This is a genomic window from Coleofasciculus sp. C1-SOL-03 (genome assembly GCF_040220555.1).
Classification (GTDB): domain Bacteria; phylum Cyanobacteriota; class Cyanobacteriia; order Cyanobacteriales; family Coleofasciculaceae; genus Coleofasciculus.
Genome location: NZ_JAVJUO010000058.1, coordinates 48,661 through 63,437, shown reverse-complemented (window position 1 = coordinate 63,437; position 14,777 = coordinate 48,661). Strand labels below are relative to the sequence as shown.

The following is a 14,777-nucleotide window of genomic DNA, read 5'->3' as shown; positions in this document are numbered from 1 at the left end:
ATTAATTGTCAACAAGTATTCTGCAAAAACAAAGGATTGAGCCGAGGGCTTACCGTAACCTGCATCTGGGAAATACGCAAATAGACTTGTCCTCGACTATCAGAGGCTGTAGCACTCGCGATCGCTTGATTTTCCCGACTGGAGTGAACCGTTAGAGAAACATAAAAATCTTGCTCAAACGGAATCGCTTTAAACTGTTCCAACCTTTGCACCTGTAAAGGTAAACTCCCCGCATCATAATAATGTCGCACCCAAACCAGCAGCGATTGAAATAAAGCATCCGCCGTATAAGGATTGAAGGTTTGTACAGGAAACTGACCCTGTTTCCTCACCTGAATAGCTTCAAATCGACAGTGAGCCATCAGATGATCAGGACTAATTTTTAACATCCCTTTTAATCCCTGGAAATAGGGTTGATGAAACAAAGTTCCATCCTGGTAAGGGAACAAACGAAGCCGTACTGAATCTTGGCGAATCATCAACGGCGTCTCGGTATCCGCTAGCGGTATTTGCTGCACCAGTTTGATCTGAGCGCTGTAATGATAGTGAGGGATACCGTTGCGGCTTTCGCTCCAAAGTAGTCCTTCAAACTCGATCTCCCCCGACTTCGACTTATTTATCTCCTTTACGTCCAAAATGTAGTCCTGGGCGAGAGTGTCATCGAAAACAATTCCCTTAAGAACCTTATAGTTTTGACAACTCAAAAACTGGTAACCGGGATAGAGTTGTTCACAGGTATTAGCCATCCAGGCTAAACCACACATAGCGGGCAAAACCGGCTTACCATCAATAACATGGTGGTACAGAAAAGGGTTAGCGGTTAATGTTAATTGGCGGCGAATCCGAAAAGTTTGTAAATCCGGGTTGAGAGGCTGCAGCGATGGGACAATGGGATTACTCATCACCAAAATTTGGGCAGTGTTAGCATAGGAATCGTGTAACTCATCAGCTAATATCTGGGCACCGACTGACTCAGGAATTAACTCAATATTGAGTTGAGTGAACACCTTTTTTAATTGGGGGGTTACCATCCCACCATCCCAAGGTCCCCAACCGATAGAGACAACATGACAAGTAGGGTATTGATGCTGAAGCCGATAGGCTGTCTTATTCAGGATTTCATTAGCTAGGGCATAATCCGCTTGACCAGCATTCCCATAAAACGCCACAAACGAGGAAAACAAAACCAGGAAATCCAGTTGACTGGGGGGTACACAATTCAGCAGGTTTTCTAAGCCTTCAACTTTGGCAGCGTAAACAGTGTCAAAATCCTGTTCCGATTTATTTTCAATCAACTTATCGGCTAAATTCCCCGCCCCGTGAATCATTCCGGTTATGGTTCCTAGGCGCTGAACAACTGAAGCTAGTCCTGTTTGTAAAGCGGCATAATTGGTAATATCGACACTGAGATATTCCGCCTGTCCTCCGACTTGGTGAATTGTAGAAAGGGTGGTAGCAATTTCTCGTTGAGCGGATAGAGTCTTGAAGATTTTTTGGACTTTAATGGGTGTAGGTTTCTCCCCTTGGGCAATTAAATCCTGCATAATCCGCTTTTTCAAGTCCGCTTCGTTGCGGCAATTCTTCGCCCATTCCGGTTCAGTTTCAGTGAATGGGGAGCGACCTAGCAGGATAAAGTTACACGGATAATACTGGGCGAGTTTGATTACACATTGCGCCGTAATCCCTCGACCTCCACCGCTAACCAGAATAACAGAGGATGAATGAATGGGAGGATTTCTGTTCATTTCGTTTATCCTAAATAGTCAGGCTCAAACCGTTAGCGTCACGCGGTTGTGAGAGTTATATCCCACCTCAAGAATCAGGGAATTCGGATCATGCAGTTCATCCATAATGCACTGTGCCGATCGCTGAGCATCGAGTTGGGGACTTAAGTCGATCCCTCGACAAAATACCCCTTCCCATTCCAGATTGAGCGTCTTGGTCAACCCGAACAGACCGCCACAAAGGGTGCTAAAATTAGGATTTGCTCCTAGTCCCAACTCACCATCCAGGCGAGCCACCGTGAGGAAAAAACTCCGTCCTGTGCGTGCCGCCTGATTAAGCGATCGCTTCAGGTGCTTCGCCAAAAGAAACACAGACTTGAGGATGGACATTTCCGATGGCACAGAGGCGTTCCGCTCAGGAACAGGGTGCAGATGGATGAAAGCTGCAATCGAACCATAGGTTTCACAAATGAGTGCCAATTGGTGTTGCAACTGCTCCTCGCTCCAATCCGTCAGCGTCATCCGATTCACACCTTGAGGTAGAGGCGATCGCTCCCCGATAATAGATACAGGAAAGCTGAGAACAACAACCTGCCAACCGCGCTCCGTCAAAAGCTGGGCTAATCGAGGGGTAGTAAGAGACCCATCGTCGGTGAGTAGGCAAGTCCGGGAGTCAGGTAGGGGAAAGTCCCAGAAATCAGGTACAGGTAGAGGCATGAGTTTAACCAGATAGCGCCGAATACGGTGATTTAAAAGGGGTGGGCGGTGGCTAGGCTGGGGTAAGGCATTTTTTTTTAGCCCTAGCTATCTGTGTCCCCAGGTAATCCGCGATCTTGCCCAGAGTCCGCTGTTCTGCCAGTTCATCGGGACTCAACTTCGGTAACTCCGGGAATAATTCCTGCATCGCCCCGATAATTTCCACCCGTTTGATTGAATCGATGCCTAAATCTGCCTCTAAGTCCATTTGCAGTTCCAACATCTCTGGGGGATAACCGGTTTTGTCACTGACAACATTCAACAACGACGGGGTGACTTCAACCGTCTCCAGAGACTCGGCTGGGGGAGAAACAACCCCCTCATTTAAATCAGACTCGGCGGCTACAGGAGTTAGATTCTGGGTTTGATGTTCAGCTAAACGAATCGGGGATTCAGCAATCGCTGCATCAGAGGGAAATGTCGTCTGGGGTATAGAATTGAGTGCTGTTGTCTCAGAATGATTGGAAATCCCCTGTTTGCCGTTAGTTGATCCAACCTCTGACATAACCTCCTTCCCCTGAGGTTCGGTGTGATTATCGGTTGACATCACACCCGGTTGCTGTATCATCTGAAGAAAGGTCACAGACCATTGAGCTTGATTGTTCAGATATTGCTCATGTACTCGCAGAATTTCGGATTGATGATGGTAAAACTGCGTCAACAGCTTCTCTAGACTGGGGGTGATACCATGCTGGGCATGAGCCGGGGATTGAGAAATAGGTTGCAGCATATCTTTCGAGTGGATTATAGGAACAATAGCAGTGGAATCTTCAAAATTTGCCCGATCTGGGGGCGAATGTGGGGGTTCGGTGTCCATTACATCAGTTAGGGAGGGCGAAGGATTAAAGGAAGCGGATACCGGGTTGTCATGGGTATGGAGTTCATGGGAGTTGAAGTTGACAGTTATTAATTCAGGCGATGGGGATGAAATCATTTCCCTGTGACGAACCAATGGAGGTTCTGCTACAGTTAAATCGGTGTTAGGGGTTGGAGTTTTGGGCGCCATGGATTGAGCCGCAGGAATTGGCTCAGATTGATGTAGACTTGACTCGATCCGGTGACCGTCTTGGAGCGCTTGTTCAAAAGCCGCTTTCGTCTTTGGAGTGATATAATTACAGCCACCGAGAATCACACTCATCTGACGGTTGTTCCCCGCCGCTTCCACGGATGTCGGCTCAAGGGAATAGGGATCGAAGTCTGGCAACGGCAAACCCGCTACCCGCAACTGGAGTAAGGCTTGGCGCAGTTGCAAGTCGCTATCTTTCTCTCGACTGGGGTTCAGGGCGATCGCCAGATGAGGGCGATTGCCCAGAATACTCTTGACCAAATTAGTCAGGATTTGCCGGGGACCAATTTCCACGAAACAGTAACCGCCAGCGGCGTAGAGATTCTCGATTTCTTGCTCAAAGAGAACGGATTTGAGTAGATGGGCTTCTAAGGTATTCTGAATCGCCTCCGACTCAATTGGGTAAGGTTCCCCTGTGGTATTGGCATAGACGGGGATTTTAGGAGGATTAAACGTAACCGATCGCACCGCCTCTGCAAAGGGTTGGCTAGCATGACTAACAAAACGGGTATGGAAGGCAGCGGATACGGGTAATGGCGTAACTGAATAGCCCCGTTTGCTCAGAATTTCTTGTACGGTGGCAATTTCGGGCTTTGCGCCTGAGAGTACCACCTGATTGGGGGAATTAAAGTTGGCAATACTCAGATGGGACAACCCCCGGATCATGTCCTGAATGTTACGAACATCCCCATTCACCGCCAGCATGGTTCCGGTATCACAATCAGCACCCGATGTGGTGGCACCCATGGCTTGACCTCTGGCTTTAATCAGATAAAAATAATCCGCATCACTCAACACCTCAGCCGCCCAGAGTGCCGTCAGTTCCCCAAAGCTATGTCCCGCCACGAAATCAGGTTTGAATCCAGCTTGTTGCAGAATTTTATAAAGACCAACGCTAAAAGCGCCAATGGCGGGTTGAGCCTGTTGTGTTTGTTGCAAGGCTTCAATCTGAGCCGTCTTTTGATGGCTCTCAAAGGCAGGAGAGGGGAAAACGACGGAGGAAAGGGGAGGTAAACCCTCGTGAAGGAACAGATCATCCACAGCCGAATAGGCTTGGCGCAAGGGGGGAAAGTTAATCGCCAGTTGACGCCCCATCTCCAGATATTGGCTTCCTTGTCCCGGAAACAGCGCCACCACTTTACCTTGGAGAGGAATACCATTTTGGCGATAGTAGATGCCCCGGGGGTGTTCCCAGGATGGGGCTTGCGGTTGGTTTTTGAGCTGATGAATCGCAATTTGCAGCAATTGGCAAGCCTCGCCGAAAGATGTCGCTACAAATCCCAGTCTGGCGTCGGTGATGGGAACATCTAAGGATTTACAGGAGTCAAGCAGGGCGGTATAATACTGGTCGCCTGTTTCCGACTCAAGCTGCGATCGCACGGTTTCACAGGTCGCCAACACCTGGTCTGGAGTTGGAGCTGATAGTAAAATCGACTGAGGAACGGTGTGTAACCGATAGGCGCTCGATTGTTCCTGTTCATATTCTTCGAGTACAACATGGTAATTGGTACCGCCAAAGCCAAACGCACTCACACCCGCCCGTCTCGGCGTCCCTGATTTGCCCTTTAGCCAGGGTCGAGTCTGGGTATTCAGGTAAAATGGTGAGGTTTCAATGCCAAACTTCGGATTAGGCTGAGTCACATTTAGCATCGGTGGCAAGACCTGATGATGGAGAGCCAACGCTGTTTTAATCAAACTCGCCGCACCCGCCGCCGCTTTGGCATGTCCAATTTGGGATTTGACACTTCCTAGGGCAATCTGTTGTTGGTGAGGATTGTTTTCACTAAACACCTGATTTAAAGCCGTAAACTCGCACAAATCCCCAGCAACCGTTCCTGTGCCATGGGCTTCAATTAAACCCACACTGGAGGGCGGACAACCCGCATCTTGATACGCCCGACGCAAGGCGTTCACCTGTCCTTCTGGGCGTGGGGCGTAAATACTTTTATATCGACCATCGCTCGAGGTGCCAATTCCCTTGATCACGGCGTAAATTCTATCCCCATCACGCTCAGCATCAGCGAGGCGTTTGAGGACAACCATACCGATCCCTTCACTTGCCATCATCCCATCTGCATCGGCATCAAAGGGGCGGCATTGCTGTTTTTTGGAAAAGGCGGGTGTTTTACTGAAACTCATATACGTTAGCATAGAGTTATCTGTTTCCACTCCACCAGTAATCATTAAATCACATCGCCCCTCAACGAGTTCACTAATCGCCATTTTGAGAGCGCTGAGTGAGCTAGCACAGGCGGCGTCTACGACACAGTTGATTCCGCCTAAATTCAAGCGATTGGCAATGCGTCCAGCCACCACATTGGCAAGCCAGCCAGGAAAGGAATTTTCTTGCCAACCCACGTAAGCGAGTTTGATTTTCTCGATGATTTTCTGGGTATCTGTATCAGAGAGTCCACTACTTTTGAGAACCTTTTCCCAAACCGGATATTGTAATCGGGTGGTTAGGGGGACAATGAGTTGCATCGAGCCTCCAACCACACCTAAAATGACTCCAGTGCGCTCTCGACTAAAGGGGCGAGATTCACCATAACCCGCATCATCCATGGCGGCTTTGGCGACAACTAATGAGAGTAATTGGGCAATATCTGTGGCTTCTAGACTATTAGGAGGTAGTCCAAACTCCAAGGGATTAAAGGCAATGTCGGGGATGAATCCGCCCCGCTTTGAATAGGTTTTATCGGGAACCGTAGGATCGGGATCGTAGTAATCGTCTAGATGCCAGCGGGAGGGAGGAACATCAGTGATGCCATCGGTTTTGTGAATAATATTCTGCCAATATTCCTGTAAGTTTCTCGCTTGGGGAAAAATCGAAGCCATGCCGATAATTGCAATTGGCGTGTGGTGTAGTTGACTCTGCCATTTTTGGGGATTGTTAGGGGTTGGATCAGTTGGTTCTTTCTCTAGAGAGGTGTTATTTTTCACGGTGTTTATCTCCAGGTTGATTGAGGATTAAATTTGAAACAGGAAGGGGATGTTTATGAGGGTTAGCTTGGTGTTTATCGGTTCAACTCCTGTAGAATCTCGTTGATTGACTACCTAATTAACTTCCAGTTTAGACAACCCTCTTTCGGGGTTCAAGAAATATTTTTGGGGAAAATTAGATATTTTTTCGCCATCCCGCCGCTTTGTGCGATCGCGAAAAGGCGGTTTAACTGATGATCCGACGGTGAGAGAGTAATTGCAATTGGTACAATTCGCGAGATTCTTGTCGCACGTAACCCTCCATTGTGGCTTGTTGTAAAGTCATGAAAGCGTTGAGTTCATCGGGGTCATGTTTCTTCGTTTGTAAAAGCTGCCGCAGTTGCTCTTCAGCGGTTAAAGTCAGGTAACCAAGTTTCAAAGCTGTTTGGACTAAATGATGGATAGAAAGCATGTCAAAATCTTAACCTTAAAAGAATAGATGCTGGGTTTTGGAGACGTTGTTTAGAGTCTGTTCCCTAGATTTTCCTATAATAAAGGAATAAAAAAGGGTATGCATTTATTCTTTGTGCCAAGTTTATGGCTAAAGTGGGATGAGTTAATTGCCGGAAAGGACAGATCTTATTGCTGGAATCGGCAAGGAATGATAAAGTATTATGGCAATAAGTAGTCGGACTGGCATAAAACGGTACTGTATTAAGTGTAAGTAAATAGCGCTCAAACTCTTACTGTTCCCTGTTCCCTGTTCCCTGTTTCCTGTTTCCTAATCTCAAATGATGTCCACCTACTTATTGGTAGGGTGTGTTAGCTTAGCGTAACGCACCTTGAACCAGGTTTGGGGAAGGAGCGATCGCAGGTAAAGAGATCCCCGACTTCTTAAAGAAGTCGGGGATCTGTCTGTGTTCACTTATAGCAGTAGACACATCGATTAAGACAAACAAACTGTTGTTCCAGACGTTCCGGCGGAGGAGTCTCTACCATAAGATGTGTCCTAACCGCTATGGCGGTTGCAATACTACCAAAAGCGCTGTATCTGAACTCTCAACTCTAATGGGATGGTATCTGCTGGGGAAATGTTATAGACTGGCTCTCTATCTGAATCTCAGTTGGAACCACACCCGTTCGTTGATTCAATTCCTCCACCACAAAGTTAGGTACTCCAGCTTGAGCCAGACAACAATCTCGCACCGCCAGCAGGAAGCCTTGAATCGCAGCGGGTGTTCCTTCTACATAGTCGGCTTTGTTTAAAAAATTGCGCCATTTTTGCTCATCGCTGCCGTAAATATCAACTAAGTGCAAACCCGCTAAATATTCGGCGATGGGATCAACCGCAAAACGGACTTGATCTTGAGCCGGACCAATAATTTGAATTAAACCCAGACGTTCTTTAAGATGATTGAGGTGTATTTCGGGTTCATCGCCTCCTAGGGCGTTGAGGGCATCTTGGCGTTTGGCTGGTGTGGGTCGATATTTGAGTCTTAGACATTCCCAAGCGATGATTTTGGCATCTTTCTGTACTGTGCAGTTATCCAATGTATCGCTGACGACATTTTGGTTGAGTTCATTTAAGTATGAGAGCATTAATTCAGGAATATTGTCGGGTAAATCCTGTTTACCTGTGCCTTCTTTAGCCGCAATCATCTGTTCAGCAAACAGCCTTGCCAGTAGCACAGTAATATTACGCTGTCCCACCATTAGGGAAAGTTGCCGACAGGCATCAAAGTATTCTGCATCGTCAAATAAACCCCGCTTACCCTGTTGAGTGAGGTAAGCTTCCATAAACGAGGAAAGGCGATTACCAGCAACTCGCATCGGTTGAATTTTTGTCTTCGTCACGCCACCCAGTTTTTCTTCAAATCGGGAAGTGACAATTAAACTGTTAATCGGGAAATCAGGCTGAGCCGGACAGATAGCACGGCGAGTGTCTTCATTCATTTCTGAGAGATGATCCACAATCACCAGAATCCGCCGACGTCGCAGCAGACGTTCCAGGAGTTTATTGGGTATTTTTTCTTCGATGTCGATTAGGTCTTGCAACTGCCCATTAATGGTGTCCAAAAGTAGGGATTGCGGTGATTTATCGGTGGCTTCAATATTGAGGTCTTGTTCAATGAGTACAGGTAACATCTGGTGTTTGCACAGACGTTCAGTTTCATCCTCTGACATTGCCCAGCGAGCGATTTGACAGGCGAGGCTAGTTTTTCCGGCTCCTCCTTCTCCCCAGATGAGTAAGCAGTCTCGTTGTTTTTTAAAGGTGGCGCGTAATTCTTTACCGGTGAGATTGGGGAGGGTTTTACCATTGAGAGTAACGGGCATGGAAATATAGACTTGGCGGTTTTTGACGGTTTCTTTGTCCTGAAATTCGGCTTGAGCGGATTGGATATGTGCCTTGACCCAGGCATCCAGGACTCTGGGGTGATAATGAAAAAACTGGATCATCAGAGCCGTGCGAAGCGATATCTTAAAACCGCCTAGGTTTGGGGGTAATTCGATAACATCGGTGTATTTCAGGATTTGATTGAGTTTCAACAACCACAAGGGGCGCAACCAGAGGAGGATTGACCAAAGGGATGGAACACAGATGAGGTAGACGATTACTGCCATTGCCCAGGGATTCTGGCGAATAAAATTGGAAAAGTGAGCGTTTTGTTGGTCTTTCAGGTCTGCGATCGCCCGACGTACAGCGCTAGTCTCTTCCTCTGAGAACTCAGTTTGATTAGCTTCTAGAATCTTTAGGGCTTTCTCCAATTCAGATCTTGTAGACGCTAATTCTTTCGGAGATAGTGTGTTTACGTTGTCCTGAAGGCTATCAGCCATCAGTCTTAGAGCCGAAGCCGCATTGCTACGAATATCCTTATCTGGGTCTTCGAGCGCTGCTGTTAAGTCGGGGATTGTCTCTTTGGCTTCAGCACCAATATCGCCCAGAGCATAAGCAGCGGAACTACGCATCTGCACATCCTCATTGTTGTCTTGGAGAATTGCTCTTAAGTCTGGAATCGTCTCTTTAGCATCAGCACCGATACCTCCCAAACCATAAGCGGCAGAGCTACGCACCTGCACATCCTCATCGTTGTCTTGGAGAATTGCTCTTAAGTCTGGAATCGTCTCTTTAGCATCAGCACCGATACCTCCCAAACCATAAGCGGCGGCGCCGCGCACGTACTTCTCTGAGTCTTTAAGTGCCGCTTTCAAGTCGGGGACAGTATCTTTAGCCTTGGCACCAATTTTCCCCAAAGTATAAGCGGCATAGCCACGTACATATTTATCGGAGTCTGTGAGAGCCGCTTGCAAGTCGGGGACAGCTTCTTTAGCCTCAACACCCACGTTACGCAAAGCCCAAGCCGCACTTCTACGAACCTGTACTTCTTTGTCTTCTTTGAGTGCTACTCTCAATTGGGGAACCGCTTCTTTAGCACCAATGGTTCCCAGCGCATCAGCCGCCCAGCTTCGCACCTGCGCTTCCTTATCGTCTTTGAGCGTTGCGATTAAATCAGGAACCGCCTCTTTCGCATCATGACCAATGGTTTCTAAAGCATAAGCCGCATAACTACGCACGTCTTTGTCTGAATCTTGAAGTGCTACTATCAAATCTGGAACCGCCTCTTTCGCATCAGCACCAATGCCCCCTAACCCATCAGCGGCACTGCTGCGTACTCGTGCCTCTTTGTCTTGGAGAGCTTTGATCAAATCGGGAACAGCGTCTTTGGCATCATGACCGATATTGCCCAGTGCTGAAGCGGCACTGCTGCGTACTCGTGCCTCTGTATCTTGGAGGGTTTCTATCAAGTCGGGAATAGCCTCTTGAGCATCATGACCGATACTTCCCAGCGCATCAGCGGCGCTGCTGCGAACTCGTGGCTCTGGGTCTTTAAGCACTACGATTAAGTCAGGAACAGCATCTTTCGCTTGAGAACCGATATTCCCTAACCCATTCGCGGCACTCCAACGGACTTGCTCTTTGTCTGATTTTAACCCTTCCAGTAGATCCGGGATAGCTGCTTTTCCAATTCTTCCCAGTGCATTAACGGCACCTTGGCGAACTTGCAAATTCTCTGACTGTAGGGCTTGAACGCACCCCACTCAAATCGAAGATTCTGAGTGGGGATTCTTATGCTAGGCTTGACTCAGCTCCCAAAGAGTACTGAGTGTCACTGGCGTTCGCAGCGTGTGAGAGGAACTTTTGCCTGACCACACCCTAGTTAATTTACTATTGGTTAATATGGCGTACCAATACCGTGCGCCGATGTTGTAGGAAGCAGATAAGTCAGCGTTGTACCGTTTCCCATTTGGGAATATTGCTATTGAGTACTTCTTGTTGCTCCGCTTAATTTTGCCACTACCATCAAAGGCATAGGCACTGGTATATTTAGCGTTAACAAGCTTGACTTTTCCTCCTAACTCAGAGAATTTCTGAATCGTTAACTCAACCAATTTGTCTTTGCACCATTGATGGAATCTCTGTTTTTGCAAAGAACCGTGCTTTCCACCTTTGGCTTTCCAGTTAGACAAGTCCTCGAACACTATCACATTAACATTATGTTTTTGGGCCAACTCAACAATCTGCCTCGAAACGGTTTGAGCAATGTGTTTGTTGATGTTTTTAGACTTTCGATATAAGCCTTGGCAGAAACCCTTGGGTAAGTCTTGGTTGGTAATCTTCCGAGTTAGTTTTGACCGAAAAGCAATACGCTGCTTCCGCTGGTCACGACGGTCTATGTCTCTGGCAGGATTAATGAATTTCCTAGCTTTTACAGTACCGTCCTTGCCAACTATTGAGCAGGTTGCCGTTGTGTTTATACCAATATCAATAGCACAAACATAATCTGAATTGGGTAGATCTTTAGGGTTAATCTCAACGGGTACGGAAAGATGTACACGGCGCTTATTAGCAATAAAAAAGGGGGATAATGGCTTGGCTCCCTCTCTTGTATGCCGACTCTTCCCATGCTTTTTGACTGGAATCTTTTCCATCCAAACCCAGTCAGTACCATTCCAAATTTTTAGCTCGACAAAAGCGAAATTGGAAGAGTATTTAATTTGCTGCCCTTTGTACAACGCTGGATAGCTGTTGCACATTGAAGTTAGCTTAGGTGGCTTGTCGTACCGATGCTTCCTTTTTCCCCTTTTCCAGGCATCCCAACGAGTAACGAAGCTACTAACAATACCCAAGGCATCTTGAATAGCGGCGCGTCTTAGATAGCTGGGAAACTTGCCGAATGAAGGATGATTACCAATAGCTTTCTGGAAATACCAATAGTATTTTGGATTGAGGTTGTCCGCTGTTTTATGAATCAGCTTTTCTAGAGTATTAACTCTTTCCTTGCTAGTCAATTGAGAAAGGTTGCCCCAATTCCCGTAGCTAATTAGTACTAAGGGCTTCAGGAAGTATCGGTATTCAGCCACGGTAAGAAGCGCTAGTTGGCGTTGTTCTTGCGTCATTGTCAATTGCCAGACATCGGTTCGGATGTTTGGCTCTTTTTGGGCTTTTTTACGCTTAGTCCGCTTTTTAGCTTTCCTCTTAACCATAGCCTCGACCTCAGCTCTTATGAATCTCATGCTACTCTAATGTCATCTAGTTGTCAACTTAGCTCTGTATTTATTTCTCTGACGACAACCCGGCTTAAAACCCGCTCCCATTCAGCCTTTGTGCTAATTGCTCATCTTGTCCTTGTCACCAAGTTCAGGAATAGAACTTGTTTCCGTGCGATGATTGATAGACTCAAAGAAATATTTAGGGAAACCTTGCCTAAATGGGATGGCGAGTTGGTGGAATTTAAGGGAGAAAGCGACCTGTCATGAATGTCTCGCTAACCCCATCTAAATCGAAGATTCTAGATGGGGACTGCGCTCAACTATTTCGTTCAATTTCTGATGCAATTTCCGCCTTGGTTGGTTCTTGCGCCCCAGTATTACGGGTTACTCCGAATAGGGGTATAAGACAGAGGATAGTGGTGGCGATCGCGAATTGGGTTGTCAAGGCTTTTTTTCCCATGAAACGTCGTCCTTGGTTCGACTGAAGCCTTGCTGGTAATGATATCTGATTTTGTGGGGGGCTGCCATGATTACTAGGGGTGTCGCTGACAACCACGCGATCGCCAGATTTGGCTCGGAAGGGATTGGGTGTAATCCCTGAAGCATGAGGTCGTTTGGATTTTTCCATGGTAGAGCAATGAATTAAAGGTAAACTATTGAACGTCTAAAACCTAATCAGAAGTCAGTCGATACTATTTGCCATGGGATTGATGCGCTTTTCTCCAGGCTTGAGGTGGTATGCCGTTAAGTTGGCGAAACTGTCGAATAAAATAGCTAGTATCGAAATAGCCCACAGCTTCCGCGATCGCTTGTACGGATTGACGGGTTACCAAGAGTAAGCGACGGGCTTCTGCCATGCGCCGCTGAATAATCCAGCGACATACTGATTGTCCCGTCTGGCGTCGCACTAAGTCGGTTAAGTAAGCGGGAGAGTAACCCACAGCTTGGGCGACATCGCGCAGGCTAATTTGTTGGTGATAATTGGCTTCGATAAAGTTAAAGCATTCACTGAGTTGGGGGATGCAGGGAAAGACGAAGGATTGGTGTGTTGATGAAGAGGTATGAGCCGTAAATTCTCTAACAATAGTTCGGGTTTGGGTGTCATTTTCAATGATCAGAATGGTTTTCATGAGAAACCTACTCCTGTTCTTTAATTTGCAGTCTAGGACTATTTAAATTGGCAATGGGTAGCGAGCATCTCTCCCATTACAAAGATTTGGCAGTTGTTGACATTAAGGATTAAATGCCGAATCGCTTACCTGTTTACCCAGTTGCTGGCGTTGGTCAATCTGTTTTCTGGGGTTGAGAAGCAGGTTGTAGTTTTAGCGATCGCGAACGGAATGGGTGGCGGCTATCATCGAGATGAGGCGCGACTTTGAACCCCTTGTTTTGGGTTGGAATTTAATGGTGAAAGCGGGGATTTCCAACCCCAGACAGGGCTAATATAAGAGATGCCGCGATACTTGAGTTGTCGAATTCCTTCCACAGAAAGGGTGTCTTTCAGGATAGGTTTGCGCCAAGGCTTCCCTCGATAGTTGCCAACCGTTGCGGATTCAGTGCTGGGAATTGCAGTGGGATTTTTAGAGTAAGGAACGCCACGATAACAGAGTTGCATTGGCTTAGTTTCTCCTGGGAATAGCTAAAAATTTGCTCTTTAATTAATACGATACGGAAAGAAACGAAGCGATGCATTCACAGTTTCTGCCAAGTTGATGGTCAGAACTAGACAACGCTATGGCAAAATCCTGTCATTGACTTTGCCGAAAACTGCCAATCCCAGGATTGGGGTGAGTAATTGCCATAGGTACAATTGGCGAGATTCTTGTTCAATGGAACTATCTATTACACATAAGATGTAGGGACGCACCGACGTCTTATGTGTCAACTTAGAGCGAAAAGCAGGGGCGACAGGGGGATCAATCGGAGAATTGAGATCAGCTTACGCTACTCCAGATCCCCGACTTCTTGGTTTACTGCAAAATCATGAAGGTATTGAGTTACCAAGCTACCCAGGATAAGCGTACTCCTTGGCATAGTATGATTTGACCTGGGGAATGTGGGATAAAATTAAGAGGTAGAATTAATGGAATGGCAAGGCGTAATGACAATTATAGAAGCTCTGTCGGAGATCAAATATGTTGCCGATTCTCAGGGAAAAAAGACGGATGTCATTGTCCCAGTGGAAGTTTGGGAGACATTGTTAGCATCTTGGAAAGAATTAGTAGAGCAATTGGAAGAGCGAGAGGATATTGCTATTTTCCAAGAGTGGCTGCAAAAGCGAGCAGACGGAAAGGTAGAGACAATTTCTCTGGATGCTTTAGAGCAGGAATTGATTGGAGATGGTCTTGTATAACGTTGAAGTAACTAGCCAAGCACGTCGAGAGGTTCGGGAACTACCTGGTAATATGCGCCAGCGAGTAATTGGTCTACTCAAGGCGTTGAAAGAGGAGCCGCGACCTCACAATAGTAAACGAATGGATATAACTAAACTGGGAGGTGAACTATCTTTAAATATTGAGCTATACCGCATTAGGATAGAATCTTGGCGAATTTTGTATACACTTGAAGAAGAATTACAGTTACTGACAATTTTAGCCATTCGTAAGCGCCCTCCCTATCAGTATGATGATTTGCTTGAGTTGCTCGCTGAGGTGACTGAAGATGAAGAATAGCTTACCTGTTTGCCCAGTTGCTGGCGTTGCTCAAGCTGTTTTCTGGGGTTGAGAAGCCGGTTGTAGTTTTAGCGATCGCGAACAGAATGG

The 14,777-nt window shown here is 46.8% G+C and carries 13 protein-coding genes; 4 read left to right on the top strand and 9 right to left on the bottom strand.

All coding sequences use genetic code 11. From position 1 onward, the window contains the following. Window positions 1-8: 8 nt before the first annotated feature. The 6 genes from RIE73_RS08490 to RIE73_RS08465 all read right to left on the bottom strand — a co-directional run bounded on the left by RIE73_RS08490 (window position 9) and on the right by RIE73_RS08465 (window position 12,009). The gene (locus tag RIE73_RS08490; protein ID WP_446400775.1) at window positions 9-1,745 is read right to left on the bottom strand and encodes an SDR family NAD(P)-dependent oxidoreductase; all 1,737 of its coding nucleotides are present in this window, start codon (window positions 1,743-1,745) and stop codon (window positions 9-11) included. 24 nt (window positions 1,746-1,769) lie between these two features. Beyond that, window positions 1,770-2,441: a hypothetical protein gene (locus RIE73_RS08485; protein WP_446400774.1), complete on the bottom strand. Its 672-nt coding sequence runs from the start codon at window positions 2,439-2,441 to the stop codon at window positions 1,770-1,772. A gap of 52 nt (window positions 2,442-2,493) precedes the next feature. Beyond that, entirely contained in the window at window positions 2,494-6,486 is a 3,993-nt protein-coding gene (locus RIE73_RS08480) for a beta-ketoacyl synthase N-terminal-like domain-containing protein (protein ID WP_446400773.1), read from the bottom strand. Window positions 6,487-6,712: 226 nt separating this feature from the next. Next, on the bottom strand, window positions 6,713-6,937 hold the full coding sequence (locus RIE73_RS08475) for a hypothetical protein (protein WP_446400772.1): 225 nt from the start codon (window positions 6,935-6,937) through the stop codon (window positions 6,713-6,715). A 593-nt stretch (window positions 6,938-7,530) separates the two neighbouring features. Further along, entirely contained in the window at window positions 7,531-10,563 is a 3,033-nt protein-coding gene (locus RIE73_RS08470) for a HEAT repeat domain-containing protein (protein ID WP_446400771.1), read from the bottom strand. Between the two features lie 33 nt (window positions 10,564-10,596). Next, window positions 10,597-12,009: an IS200/IS605 family accessory protein TnpB-related protein gene (locus tag RIE73_RS08465; RefSeq protein WP_446400770.1), complete on the bottom strand. Its 1,413-nt coding sequence runs from the start codon at window positions 12,007-12,009 to the stop codon at window positions 10,597-10,599. A gap of 39 nt (window positions 12,010-12,048) precedes the next feature. Here RIE73_RS08465 and RIE73_RS08460 point away from each other — a divergent pair, with 39 nt between their 5' ends. Further along, on the top strand, window positions 12,049-12,282 hold the full coding sequence (locus tag RIE73_RS08460; protein ID WP_446400769.1) for a transposase: 234 nt from the start codon (window positions 12,049-12,051) through the stop codon (window positions 12,280-12,282). Between the two features lie 49 nt (window positions 12,283-12,331). On the opposite strand, the gene RIE73_RS08455 is transcribed toward RIE73_RS08460, so the two are convergent. Continuing rightward, window positions 12,332-12,643: a hypothetical protein gene (locus tag RIE73_RS08455; protein WP_446400768.1), complete on the bottom strand. Its 312-nt coding sequence runs from the start codon at window positions 12,641-12,643 to the stop codon at window positions 12,332-12,334. Window positions 12,644-12,707: 64 nt separating this feature from the next. Continuing rightward, window positions 12,708-13,145 carry a helix-turn-helix transcriptional regulator gene (locus tag RIE73_RS08450; RefSeq protein ID WP_446400767.1) on the bottom strand — a complete coding sequence of 146 codons (438 nt, stop codon included), beginning with the start codon at window positions 13,143-13,145 and terminating at the stop codon, window positions 12,708-12,710. A gap of 93 nt (window positions 13,146-13,238) precedes the next feature. Between RIE73_RS08450 and RIE73_RS08445 the strand changes: the two genes are divergently transcribed. Continuing rightward, window positions 13,239-13,394, top strand: coding sequence for a hypothetical protein (locus tag RIE73_RS08445; protein WP_446400766.1), 156 nt, complete (start codon window positions 13,239-13,241; stop codon window positions 13,392-13,394). Here the strand turns inward: RIE73_RS08445 and RIE73_RS08440 are convergent. Next, complete coding sequence (locus tag RIE73_RS08440; RefSeq protein WP_446400765.1) at window positions 13,370-13,630, bottom strand: DUF4278 domain-containing protein; 261 nt, start codon at window positions 13,628-13,630, stop codon at window positions 13,370-13,372. The genes RIE73_RS08445 and RIE73_RS08440 overlap by 25 nt on opposite strands. 468 nt (window positions 13,631-14,098) lie before the next feature. On the opposite strand from RIE73_RS08440, the gene RIE73_RS08435 reads away from it, so the two are divergent. Next, window positions 14,099-14,368, top strand: coding sequence for a hypothetical protein (locus tag RIE73_RS08435; protein ID WP_446400764.1), 270 nt, complete (start codon window positions 14,099-14,101; stop codon window positions 14,366-14,368). Further along, the gene (locus tag RIE73_RS08430; protein ID WP_446400763.1) at window positions 14,361-14,687 is read left to right on the top strand and encodes a type II toxin-antitoxin system RelE family toxin; all 327 of its coding nucleotides are present in this window, start codon (window positions 14,361-14,363) and stop codon (window positions 14,685-14,687) included. Before RIE73_RS08435 ends, RIE73_RS08430 begins: the two co-directional genes overlap by 8 nt. The last annotated feature ends 90 nt before the right edge of the window (window positions 14,688-14,777 follow it).